The 12,458-nt window shown below is 37.5% G+C and carries 13 protein-coding genes; 5 read left to right on the top strand and 8 right to left on the bottom strand.

Features of this window, described 5'->3' with window-relative positions:
* The 3 genes from K9N40_11545 to K9N40_11535 form a co-directional block, all read right to left on the bottom strand.
* A partial coding sequence (locus K9N40_11545; GenBank protein MCF7815100.1) for a zf-TFIIB domain-containing protein occupies positions 1–374 on the bottom strand: 374 nt, incomplete at its 3' end.
* A 75-nt stretch (positions 375–449) separates the two neighbouring features.
* Complete coding sequence (locus K9N40_11540) at positions 450–1,877, bottom strand: SEC-C domain-containing protein (GenBank protein MCF7815099.1); 1,428 nt, start codon at positions 1,875–1,877, stop codon at positions 450–452.
* Positions 1,878–1,941: 64 nt separating this feature from the next.
* The gene (locus K9N40_11535; protein ID MCF7815098.1) at positions 1,942–2,589 is read right to left on the bottom strand and encodes an XRE family transcriptional regulator; all 648 of its coding nucleotides are present in this window, start codon (positions 2,587–2,589) and stop codon (positions 1,942–1,944) included.
* Positions 2,590–2,806: 217 nt separating this feature from the next.
* On the opposite strand from K9N40_11535, the gene K9N40_11530 reads away from it, so the two are divergent.
* On the top strand, positions 2,807–3,163 hold the full coding sequence (locus tag K9N40_11530) for a hypothetical protein (GenBank protein MCF7815097.1): 357 nt from the start codon (positions 2,807–2,809) through the stop codon (positions 3,161–3,163).
* Positions 3,164–3,218: 55 nt separating this feature from the next.
* Here the strand turns inward: K9N40_11530 and selD are convergent, their stop codons facing one another.
* The 5 genes from selD to K9N40_11505 form a co-directional block, all read right to left on the bottom strand.
* Positions 3,219–4,262, bottom strand: a complete 1,044-nt coding sequence (gene selD, locus K9N40_11525) for a selenide, water dikinase SelD (protein MCF7815096.1) — start codon at positions 4,260–4,262, stop codon at positions 3,219–3,221.
* Positions 4,263–4,456: 194 nt separating this feature from the next.
* The gene (locus tag K9N40_11520) at positions 4,457–4,675 is read right to left on the bottom strand and encodes a DUF3343 domain-containing protein (GenBank protein MCF7815095.1); all 219 of its coding nucleotides are present in this window, start codon (positions 4,673–4,675) and stop codon (positions 4,457–4,459) included.
* A complete protein-coding gene (locus K9N40_11515) occupies positions 4,668–5,846 on the bottom strand; it encodes an aminotransferase class V-fold PLP-dependent enzyme (protein ID MCF7815094.1) in 1,179 nt (392 codons plus the stop codon). Before K9N40_11515 ends, K9N40_11520 begins: the two co-directional genes overlap by 8 nt.
* Positions 5,836–6,039: a sulfurtransferase TusA family protein gene (locus K9N40_11510; protein ID MCF7815093.1), complete on the bottom strand. Its 204-nt coding sequence runs from the start codon at positions 6,037–6,039 to the stop codon at positions 5,836–5,838. The genes K9N40_11515 and K9N40_11510 overlap by 11 nt, the downstream gene beginning before the upstream one ends.
* Positions 6,040–6,049: 10 nt before the next feature.
* Positions 6,050–7,102, bottom strand: coding sequence for a YedE-related selenium metabolism membrane protein (locus tag K9N40_11505; GenBank protein MCF7815092.1), 1,053 nt, complete (start codon positions 7,100–7,102; stop codon positions 6,050–6,052).
* A gap of 307 nt (positions 7,103–7,409) precedes the next feature.
* On the opposite strand from K9N40_11505, the gene K9N40_11500 reads away from it, so the two are divergent.
* The 4 genes from K9N40_11500 to K9N40_11485 all read left to right on the top strand — a co-directional run bounded on the left by K9N40_11500 (position 7,410) and on the right by K9N40_11485 (position 12,223).
* Positions 7,410–8,957, top strand: a complete 1,548-nt coding sequence (locus K9N40_11500) for an ABC transporter ATP-binding protein (protein ID MCF7815091.1) — start codon at positions 7,410–7,412, stop codon at positions 8,955–8,957.
* Positions 8,950–10,074, top strand: a complete 1,125-nt coding sequence (locus K9N40_11495) for an ABC transporter permease (GenBank protein ID MCF7815090.1) — start codon at positions 8,950–8,952, stop codon at positions 10,072–10,074. The genes K9N40_11500 and K9N40_11495 overlap by 8 nt, the downstream gene beginning before the upstream one ends.
* Positions 10,067–10,996, top strand: coding sequence for an ABC transporter permease (locus K9N40_11490; protein ID MCF7815089.1), 930 nt, complete (start codon positions 10,067–10,069; stop codon positions 10,994–10,996). Before K9N40_11495 ends, K9N40_11490 begins: the two co-directional genes overlap by 8 nt.
* Before the next feature lie 228 nt (positions 10,997–11,224).
* A complete protein-coding gene (locus K9N40_11485; protein MCF7815088.1) occupies positions 11,225–12,223 on the top strand; it encodes a BMP family ABC transporter substrate-binding protein in 999 nt (332 codons plus the stop codon).
* The last annotated feature ends 235 nt before the right edge of the window (positions 12,224–12,458 follow it).

The following is a 12,458-nucleotide window of genomic DNA, read 5'->3' as shown; positions in this document are numbered from 1 at the left end:
ATCTCTTGCAAAAGATCGAGAACCTGGTTATCTTTGCCCAGACTGCCATGCTTGATAACTTCTTCCAGCTCACCTTTGTCAAACCAGATGCCATCGCCATTTTTACAGCGGTCGATTTGTACTGCAGCTTCGGTTCCTACAGAGATCTTTTCCATTTTTTTAGTGCAAATGGGGCATTTCACTTTTTTTTCTCTGGGATTTTTTTCAAGATTAAAGCTTTGTAGAAATTCTGTGGTTTGTTTATCATTTCCCAGCAGCATCTCCAGTTCACCGGCATCCAGCCAGATGCCTTTACATTTAAGGCAGTAATCTATTTCCACGTTGCTCAATTCCAACGTGATCATCGGCTCATTCTTGCAAATTGGGCATTCCATTTTCTTCCTCCGATTTAATCTATAACAAACGAATCAATTCATATATTTGTGTCAAATGAAATGCCGCTGAATTCTTTACAATCCCAATTCTTTCCTAACCCATTTTATATATTTAATTTGTTTCATTTTGGGATCAAGTTTGTTATCATCTCGCTCAAACTTATCTAAAAGTGTAATTAATTTTTCTTTGTCGATTTCATTATGCAAAGCTTGTTTGGGTGTAATATTGCCCAAAGCTGGAATTTTTTCATTGATCCAGTTTTTCCAATGATTTTCCAGGAAATTGTCTATTAATTCTTTAAATTCTGGAGATTCTTCAAATTCTTTCATTTTGGGATCTGGTTCGATTTCAGGTTGTTGGGAAAATTCTCTTTTGGCATTTTCATAAGGTTTAGTTTTTGTCAGTTTGTATTTGGCATTATTACCCAAAAGAGATTTCATCTTTTTCCTGGCATATTTAGCACGCTTATCAGAGTTTACCGAAACAACCAATTCATTTCCCTCGATCTGGATATACGCATAGATCGATGAAATAATGTCGTTTCCTTTTTGGGGGGAAAGCCAACTGAATTCAATTTTATACAGATTTCCTTCTGCATCAAATTCTGCTCTTTCCAAAAATTCTTCTTTGGTTAGTGGCGAAGACAGATGTTTTAAGGATTCCCAAATTTTATGGGGATCGGAGATCTCATAAATTATATCATTAAATGAAAGTGGATCACCATTTTTATTAACCAATTTTGGTGGTCTTGTTAAGGAATTGTATAAGGCAAAATATTCCTCTCGAATCTCATCTGACCAATCAAATAATATAGATTTCGTAATCTTCTTTTCACTTTCAAGGATTTCCTTTTTCAGGCTTAGAAGCTGGATTTTATATTCTGGTGGTATATTAATAGAAGAACATCCTAAAATGAAATTTACATTTTGGATATGAATAACTCGACAGTAAATGAATGTATTTATCTGGACTGATCGAGATAATAAATAATCTAAAACCTTAAATGTATCGCCTGTAAAAATATCATTGATGATCACATAATGATCATATTTGATATCCATGATCTGATAAAAACTAAATGGATTCGATTTCACACAGCGGATATAATCTCTCTCATTGCTGGTTAAGTTCATTATATTTTTTGTAAGATATAATTCCGCAATAGTCTGATTTTTTAAATTTTTTAGATCAGGAAAAAAATCTTGAGGTAACCAGGAATATAAAAACCAGGGGAAAAATAATTGATCATGAGGATTATCTTCTTCATTGAAATTTTCTTCTGTAAAATTTGTGAAATCCTGCCAGGCAAAATCGACTACTGCTTTACCAAATGTGAACAAACTAAATCGAAGTATTTCATCAAATATTTTTTCATCAATTTGCTGAAAAAGATTCCTGATGTAATCTTCTGAAAGATTTTTTTGCTTTTTGTTCCAACACCAATGCTTATATTTTTTTCCACTGCCACAGGGGCATGGATCATTCCTGCCGATTTTCGCCATATTTCGCTCCTACATTTTTGAGACAGAATATAAGAAATACGATTGGGTTGCAATATTTTTTTTGTTACAGATTCCTCACGCTCATGACTGCAATTCCTACTAACAGAGAATTTCGCGCTCGTTCTTTATCTAAAAGTATCGGTTGATGATCTTTGTTGTATGGTTGCAATAGAATTTCCTGACCATCCATAAAAGTTTTTACCTTTTTTAAGGTAATTTCTCCTTCCACATTTACGACGCAAATTCTATCTTCGGCATGCTGCCACTCGCTGTCTTGCTTCACGATCACCACATCACCGTTGGAAATGTAAGGTTCCATGCTATCACCGCTGGCAAAGAAAGAAAAATAACTATTGAAGTCTCCAGAAAGAGAATTTGTATCAACCAGAATATGATCGAGCGGTTCAGCTGATTCTATTTCCTGCGGAGAGCCGCAGCTTACAGATTCAAAGATCGGCATGTAGTAAAATTCACGATCACCAAACTGTTTAACATTACGAGTGGGAAACATGGTTCCTTCTCCAGTTATCAGCCAATTTATATTAATATTCAGGTTTGTAGCGAGTTTATTCAGGAAATTGAGATCCGGCATTGTCTTGTCTTTTATGTATCGATTGATAACAACATTGGAAATATTTATTCGTTTTGATAATGCTACTTGTGTAAGGTCAAGTTTTCTGAGTATTTGTTTTAATCTTTTTCCTAAAGACATTATAACCTCCAAATCCAATTCCAGAGTTTTCTATTTAACATTAAATCTTTAACTCTTGCGTTTAAAATCAAATTATGGAATTAACTGTCAAGTTAAAAATATATTATTCTGCGAATTATTCTCAAAATAAAATTTGCTACAATTCATTTTTGGATTATTGTAGCAGTATAGACGTGACAAATTGTGGAAAAAGAAAAAAAAATTAAGGAGTTTTAAGATGAAAAACATAATTGTAGTTTTAGTACTGATCGTAGCATCCCAGGTATTAGTAGCAGAAGGACAAGTTGATTATAGTGAACAACAAGGAGCAATGGTTTGTGAATACGTACCATCTCCATTTATCAGCAGAATTTTCAAACCTTCCGAGCCGCCAATGATTTTAGTCTGTGAATATGAAAAGCCCATTAAAATGGACTATCCAAAACCAGATTTAGATTTTCCTCAGGAAGAAGTAAAGATATACAAACCAGATGATAAATATCCAAGCAATGATGTGTTCGAACAAGAACCACCTTCAATCGGACCAGTGAAAGATTTCTTCGAAGCAAGGGAACGACTCGAAAGAGATCGTTAATTGTAAAATAACTATCTAAGGGGAGAGCAGAAATGTTCTCCCTTTTTTATTTGAGTTAAAAAATCGTTATTTCCCTTTTATCGGAAGAATAAACTTCACCAATTTCGGCACACCATTCAATTCCAGCCAGCTTCAATTGATCCAGTAATTTATCTGCTTTTTCATTTGGAACTGAGATCAATAATCCTCCGGAAGTTTGAGCATCAAAAAGAAGCATGACCTGATCTTTGTTTAATTCTTTATACATGATCTTCACATTTTCTTGGAAATGATCTCGATTTCGAAAAGATCCACCGGGAAACATTCCCATCTCGGCTAAATCGAAAGCTTCTTCTAAAATCGGAATAGAAGGAAAATCCAATTTCACAGATGCTTCATCATTAGTCATTTCATAGAGATGACCTAAAAGGCCAAAACCGGTTACATCTGTCATGGCATTTACACCAGATTTCACAGCGATTTCGGAAGCTGTTTTATTTAAGAAGCTCATGTGATAGGATGCCTTTTCTATAGCACTGAAAGGAGCTAAATCAGCTTTTATGGAAGTAGTGATAACACCCATTCCAAGCGGTTTGGTAAGAATTAATTTATCTCCGGGTTGAATGCTGTTATTCCGCAAAAACTTTTTGGGATGAACAATGCCAGTTACGCTCAATCCGTATTTCATTTCGATATCTTCTATCGTGTGTCCACCCAGAATAACTCCTTCCGCTTCTGTTACTTTTTCCAGACCGCCCCGCAAAATTTCATTCAGCATTTCTTTGGTTACATTGCAGCTATCGTATGCAACCAGGTTAAGAGCAGTATGAACTTTCGCACCCATCGCGAAAACATCACTAAGACTATTTGCTGCAGCAATTTTACCATACATGAATGGATCATCGACAACAGGAGTGATGAAATCTACGGTTTGAACAATTGCAATATCATCCGAAATCTTGTAAACACCAGCATCATCGCTGCTTTCAAAATCGACCAGAGTATTTTTGGATTGAGGATAATTCAAACCATGCATTATTTTTTCCAAGTCCGCCGGACTCACTTTTCCGGCTCAACCAGCCGCACGAACATGCTTTGTCATTTTCTTCATATTTTTCATTTAAAAATATTTCCTTTTTCCTAATTTTCTCCCCCCTTAGATTTATCGCTCCGATGTGCAAAGAGGAAGATAAGGGGGAGATGTTCTGCTAATTTTGCTATTGCACTAACGCAGAACAGAGGGGGTTTTTGTATTCATCCCCTGAATCCTATAAATGTCCTTTCCAAAGATCCGCTATCAAATAAATGTTCTTTCTATAAATCCACTATTTTTTCAAAATCAATATTTTTTGTATTTAGAATCTTTTCAACCATTTCTTTATCAGAAGCTTCGATTTCTACACAATAACCACAATCTGAACTTAGATGACGTGGCACACTGATCAGCTTGGAAAATAGATTTTTTTCTTTCAATTCATTCTCTGCCCAGATGGCGTAATTGGTAGAATGAAAAAGAATTACAGATTTATTCATTTGCGATTTCTCTTAAAGCATTTACAGCAAAATCAATTTCTTCAATTGTGTTGAAAATTGAAAATCCAAACCGAATAGTTCCCTGCGGATAAGTTCCTAAAGTTTGATGTGCCAGAGGTGCGCAATGCAGTCCTTGACGACACATGATGCGATATTTTTCGGAAAGGATTTGAGCAATTTCTGAAACAGATTTTCCTTTTAAAATAAATGAAATCACTCCAACCGCTGGTGAATCAGGATTTGTAAAATGCTTAAAATCTGGAATATTTTCGGCAGCCTTATGTATGAAATGATCCTGTAACTGTTTTTTATGTTCTTGAATTTTTTCTAACCCAAACTGCTGAATATGTTCAATTCCCGCCTTCAATCCGGCAATTCCAGCTACATTCAAAGTGCCGCTTTCCAGCATATCAGGAAGAAAATCGGGTTGTTCGATGCTGTCGGAAAGACTTCCAGTTCCACCGCATTTCAAGGGTTTTATCTTGGCAATTTCAAAATCATCATTTATCAAAAGTGCTCCGGTTCCTGTAGGACCGTACAAACCTTTATGACCGGGAATTGCCAGCAGATCGATATTATCTTTTTTGAAATCGATTGGAATAACTCCTGCAGATTGAGCAGCATCAACGATAAAAATAATATCGTTCTTCTTACAGATATCTCCAATTTCATTGATATTTTGAACGCACCCATTCACGTTGGAAACGTGATTGATCACGATTGCTTTCGTTTCTTTTCTGATCGCTTTCTTGATATCATCAGGATCAAGCATTCCCAGATATTCTGAAGGAACAATTGTCAGTTCGATCTGACCAAATTTTTTCATTTGATGTAAAGGACGGATCGTGCTGTTGTGCTCCATGCTGCTGGTAATTACATGATCACCATTCCTTAAAATTCCTCGAATTGCTGTATTTAAAGCTTCGGTTGCATTGGAAGTAAAAATAACATACATAGGATTTGCCAAACCAAAGAAATCAGCTAAAAGTTTTCTTGTTCTAAAAACGATCTGTCCAGCTTCCACAGCTTTTCTATGACCTGATCTACCGGGATTTGCACCAATATTTTGAAGGTAGTCTAAGATTGCTTCTCCAACTTCCTTCGGTTTTGGAAAAGAAGTTGCGGCGTTATCAAAATAGATAACACCGCTTTTTGAAAAATTACCTGACATGATAAACTGTATGATCTTCCTTTTCGATTTTTTCAAAATTCAATTCATGTTTATTCAGTAGTCTGGCAACATTTTCCAATGATGCCTGACTATCCAGTAAAATTTCAAATTCTGTACTGCCTTTTTTGATTTCCTGTAAAACCAGAACGACCGGTTGGGGGCAGGAAAGTCCGCATGTATCAACATGTATCATTTTAAATCTCCTATTTACGTTTTTGGATCATGGTAAAACCGATAATTAAGCAGAAAATAATTCCGATAATCGTTCCTGCTGCACCAAATTCACCAATTCCTTTACCACTGCTGGTAAGTCCGAAATTATGTGCTAATCCTGCACCAACTAACAATCCCAAAAAGAACACAGCGGCATCGTTATCACCTTCACCAGCCATTATGAGCTGACGTCCCGGACATCCACCGGCTAGAGTAAAAGCCAATCCTGCTAAAACCATTCCCAGAAAATTCCATAAATGCATGGTATGAGCTGCTGGTTGCCCGGAAAATCCAGGATTGAATTGTCCCAAAATCAAATTCATAATAAAAGCTGTAACAATGAAACTTCCCAATCCTGAAAGAAGATAAGTTTCTTTGATCATGATCATATCGCGAAATGCACCGACAGTGCAGAAACGGCTTCTTTGAGCCAGAGCACCGATAATGATTGCAAAAACAAGACTGATCCATAAAGCCGCATGAGGAGGATTGCCATTGGAGATTTTCTTGAATCCGATCAAAACCAGAATAAGCAAAATTATCATGAAAGCCGGAAATGCCCAACCTGCAAGTTTTTTGTCTATCGATCTTGATCTTCCTAAATTGTATCCTTTCTTTATGAACAAAGTTCCAATAAATATTCCCAAGATCAATCCGGCAAAACCTATAATCGCATTCCAATCGCCACCAGCCAGACGTAAACTGGCTCGCCAGGGACAGCCCAGAAATACCAGTGCACCGATTACAGCAAAAACTCCCAGGAAAAAACGCACGATAGAAGATGATCCACCTCTTGGTTTGAATTCTTTGAAAATCAAAGCCATGAGAAGCGATCCTGAAATAAGTCCGATCAATTCAGGTCGAATGTAATGAAGTTTTGTAACGTTGTGTAAACCTAAAGCGCCAGCTGTATCACGAGCGAAACAGGCTACACAGATTCCCATGTTGGCAGGATTGCCAAATTTCTGTAAAAGTGTAGCTAAGATGCCAATAACAGCACCTACAATAATTATTCCTAAACGTGTAGAAAAAAAGTTTTTCATATAATTTCTCCAATAAATTTTTTATTAAAATAAGGTCGGGGAAAGGATGTAATATTGAAAAATTGATGCATTTCTTTACCCGAAAGAATTAATTTCTTTCTCAGGTAAAACCAATAAAATACACCTTCATTTTTTTCATGATTTGTAAAATCCCAATTGCGACTAAAATGTCAACTTTTTTCATTTTCTTTGTAAAAGCATTTACAAACAACGGGCGGTTTTTCAAATTTGAATGCAAAATATTTTAAGGAGAGAAGACATATTTTGTTCAATTAAAAATTAGCAGTAATCGAATTTTAGGATTATTATGAAAAATAGTGAATTTCCAGCTGTAGAAATGCGCAACATCACCAAGAAATTTGGTGAAATTATTGCAAACGAGAATATCGATCTCAAAATTCTTAAAGGAGAAGTTCATGCGCTTCTGGGCGAAAACGGAGCTGGAAAATCAACTCTGATGAATATTCTTTATGGACTGCTTTCTGCTGATTCCGGTGAAATATATTTGAAGGGTAAAAAAGTAAAAATCAAGAATCCACGCGATGCAATTCAAAATGGAATTGGCATGGTTCATCAACACTTCATGCTTGTTCAACCTTTCACGGTTACACAAAATATAATTCTGGGAAAAGAGAAAACCGGAAAGCTGGGTGTTTTAGACCTGAAATCAGCTGCCAGAGAGATTCAGGAGCTTTCCGATAAATATGGTCTCAAGATCGATCCTGAAGCAAGAATTGAAGAAATTTCTGTTGGAATGCAGCAGCGTGTAGAAATTTTGAAAGCTCTGTATCGAGATGCGGAAATTTTGATTTTGGACGAACCAACAGCAGTGCTAACACCACAGGAAATATCCGAATTGGGCAAGATTCTTCGTAATTTAAAGAAAGAAGGAAAATCGATCATTTTGATCAGTCATAAATTGAAAGAGATCAAAGAAATGGCAGATCGCTGCACGATAATTCGTAAAGGTAAGTTGATCGATGTTGTTGACGTGAAAGATGTTACAGAAGCTGAATTAGCAGCAAAAATGGTTGGCAGAGATATAAATTTTCAAATTTCTCATAAAACCGCAAATCCCGGCGAGGTAATTTTACAAGTTCAAAATTTAAAAGTGAAAGACAATCGGGGAATTCAAAAAATCAACGGTATCGATCTGAAAATTCATCAAGGTGAGATTCTGGGCTTGGCTGGTATCGACGGAAATGGACAGACAGAATTGCTGGAAGCACTTACCGGAATACGCAAAGTTATATCAGGTCATATCCTGATGAAGGGAAAAGATATAACCAATCTATCGCCAAAAAAAATATTCGACAACAAAATTTCCTACATTCCACAGGATAGGCAGAATCAAGGTCTAATTTTGGATTTCACAGTTGCTGAAAACATGATTTTAAAAACACATTCTGATGAACCTTTTGCCAAAAATGGTAAATTGAATCATGAACAAATTGGTATATTTTCCCAAGAATTGATCGAAAAATTCGATATTCGGCCGACCGATGAAAAGAGGAAAACAAAAACTTTATCGGGTGGAAATCAGCAGAAAGTGATCGTTGCCCGGGAAGTCAGTCACGATCCTGATCTTTTGATCGCAGCGCAACCAACTCGTGGCTTGGATGTAGGTGCAATTGAATATATTCACAAAGGATTGATCCGTCATCGAGATGAAGGAAAAGCAGTTTTGCTAGTTTCGCTGGAGCTGGATGAAATCCTGACAATTGCCGATCGAATCGCTGTAATTTTTGATGGCAGGATCGTGAAAATTCTAGCTTCCGAAGACGTGGATATGGAAACTTTAGGACTGTTAATGGCTGGTGGAAGAAAAGGTTTTTCCAAGGTGAATAATGCTTAAGAAATTCCTGACACTCTTTGAGCAAAAATCCTTATTATTCACTTTGATCTCTGTATTTTTGGGAATATTGATCGGAGCCGTCATTTTGCTGGCAGCAGGTTACAATCCATTCCGTGCCTATGGAATTATTCTACAGGGAATTTTTGGAAAACCGAAATATCTCAGTTATGTCATTATCCGCTCCACTCCGCTCATCTTAACAGGACTTTCCATTGCTTTTGCTTTTCGTACCGGACTTTTCAACATTGGAGCAGAAGGGCAGTATATTATTGGTTCTTTAACGGCCGTCGCAGTAGGGTATTTCATTCATTTACCGGCAGTTTTTCATATCACTTTAGTTTTGTTATCGGCTCTGATTGCAGCAGGTTTCTGGGGTGGAATTGCAGGATTTTTCAAAGCTAAATTTGGTGTAAATGAGGTGATCTCGACTATTATGCTGAACTGGATCGCCTTTTATCTTCTGAATTTTTTTGTTTATCTTCCCGGCTTTCAAAAACCATACAGTGAAGTTTCTTACAATATTCAAACAACTGCCAGCATTCGAATTCTGGATAACTGGAAGCATACTGAAGCTGGAAGAAATTGGCTGCAGGCTCATCCGTTTTGGAACGATCTTTTTAGAACTCCAGTCAATTGGGGAATTCTGATCGCAATAATAATTGCCATCCTCATCTGGTATATTTTAAAACATACAACTCTGGGCTATCGTCTGAAAGCAGTTGGGTTCAATGCTAAAGCAGCAGAATACGGCGGAATCGATGTGAAGAAAAACACTGTGATCTCCATGACGATTGCCGGTGCAATTTCCGGTTTAGCAGGTGCTGTCCAGGTAATGGGAGTTTCTCATAACGTTTCACTTCTGGCTACGATGGAAGGTTATGGATTTGATGGTATTGCTGTCGCTCTCATCGGAAATAGCAATCCGATCGGATGTATTTTTTCGGGATTGCTTTTTGGCGGTCTAAAATATGGCGGTCAAAAGATCCAGCCGATGATGGGAGCACCATCGGAGATCGTGAATATCGTAATTGGAGTTATCGTATTTTTTGTAGCCATACCGCAGCTGATAAAGCTGATATTGAAATTTTTCAGAAGGAAAGGAAAGCGGAATGTTTGATAGTCTGGCAGTAATTCTGGGAACGACTTTGATGTATTCCACTCCGCTCATTTTTACAGCTCTGGGAGGTGTGATCTCTGAAAATTCGGGCGTTATCAATATCGGTTTGGAAGGCATGATGGTGCTGGGAGCGTTTGTAGCAGCAGCGGTTGGATATTATCTGGGAAATCCCTGGATCGCTTTTCTGGCAGCAGGTTTAGCTGGTGGATTTTTAGGACTTCTACATGCTATCGCCTGTGTTTCGTTTCAAGCAAATCAAATCGTATCGGGAATTGCCATAAATTTTCTGGGACCGGGCTTGGCGATCTTCCTGAGCCGGATTTTCTTTGATGGAGCAACTACAACACTTTCCATCGATTTGAACAATAAAATGCCGCGTCCATTAAATTCGGTTTTTTCTTCAGATTCTTTCTTTTACTATTTTCTGGGAAATCGTTACGCAACAGTTTTTTTAGCTTTTATCCTGGTTTTTCTGCTTTGGTTCATTTTGAATAAAACAAAACTCGGTTTACGAATTAAAAGCGTGGGAGAACATCCCAGAGCGGCAGAAACTTTGGGAATTAACGTCTATAAGGTTCGTTATTTCTCTGTAATATTTTCAGGAGTTTTTTCAGGATTTGGTGGAGCAGCAATGAGTTTGGCGATCGTTTCCAACTTTCGCCCGACTCTTATTTCCGGTCATGGTTTTATAGCTCTGGCTGCAATGATCTTTGGAAAATGGAAACCGCAGGGAGCAATGCTGGCTTGTCTTCTATTCGGATTTTCTCAAGGTCTGGCAATTTATCTGGGACAATTCGATTTAAATATTTCTTCCCAAATTCTCAGTATGATCCCATATTTGTTAACGTTGGTGATTTTAATAGGATTTGTAGGAAGATCACGCTGTCCTGCAGCAGATGGAATTCCATACAAAAGGAGATGAAATGTACAACCCCTTTGTCCAGCGTACTGGACATTTCCCCTTAACAGGGGAACAATAAGGAAATGAAAAAAAATGAATTCCGCTTTTGCTCCCAGTGAAGGGAGCTGTCCGACGCAGGAGGACTGAGGGTTTGAAAAAATGCTAAGAGATTAAAAAATAGCAATTTCCCATCCGCAATGTAAAATGTGGTTGAATAAAAAGAAATCAGATAAGTGTAAAGGAGATATTATGAATAAATTTGTAATAATATTGTTAGTTGTACTGATGATATTAATTTTTAGCTGCACAAAATCAGAAAAAACTGATCAGATCAAAATTGCAATGTGTACCGATGTTGGTGGAGTCAATGATCAGTCTTTCAACCAGAGTGCCTGGGAAGGTTTGCAACGTGCTGAAAAAGATTTCGGGATTAAAGCCAGCTATCTGGAATCCAATCAGGATGCAGATTATAAACCAAATATGGAAACACTTCTGGATGCCGGAAATGATCTGATTGCAGGTATCGGCTTCAAGATGAAAGATTTGATGGTTGAATTGTCTAAACTGAATCCTGAACAGAAATATGCCGGAATAGATTGCTGGTTCGATAGTCCTTCAGAAAATTTAGTTGGAGTAAATTTCAAAGAACAGGAACCTTCCTATCTGGTTGGTTATATTGCAGGCAAAATGAGTAAAACCGGAAAAGTTGGTTTTGTTGGTGGCATGGATTTTCCAGTTATCCATAAATTTCATTATGGTTTTTTAGCTGGAGTAAAGAGAGCTGATCCAAACTGTGAAATTCTGGTGCAATATGCCGATTCATTTACCGATGCTGCCAAAGGAAAAGCGATCGCCAATCAGATGTATAAAAATGGTGCAGACATTATTTTTCATGCAGCCGGAGCAGTAGGTGACGGTGTTATAGAATCAGCAAAAGAACAGAATAAATTTGCTATCGGTGTGGATAGAGATCAAAACCACCTGGCTCCAGATAATGTATTAACCAGTGCCATGAAAAGAGTTGACAACGCAATGTATAATCTTACAAAGTTGCTCGTGAGTGATGAGTTTCCGGGTGGAAGTAATGTGATTTACGGATTAAAAGAAGGTGGAGTGGGCATTGCGCCGACTACCGATAAACTTGTTCCGCAGGAAATTCTGAATGAAGTGAAAACTCTGGAAGGTAAGATAATTTCGGGGGAGATTATTCCGCCAGCCAGCAAAAATGAATGGGATGCAATCAATTAATTTTCGATTGCTGATCATAATGATCTGAATTGATCATGTTAGGGGAGGGGTGCCGACGGATTTATTTCTGTCGGCATTTTTCAATTTGTTTAATCGATAGAATTCCTCGACGCTTGCGTCGGGGTTTTCCGAAATTTCTCCCCTGTTTGAGGGGAGATGCCGAAGGCAGAGGGGTAAATAATGAAAATTCGATTTTCAGCTTGCTGAAATAAATTTAGCGAAATACACCTTGGCT

The sequence above is a fragment of the Candidatus Cloacimonadota bacterium genome, from assembly GCA_021734245.1.
Lineage (GTDB): Bacteria > Cloacimonadota > Cloacimonadia > Cloacimonadales > TCS61 > B137-G9.
This window is presented reverse-complemented; position numbering and strand designations above follow the sequence as displayed.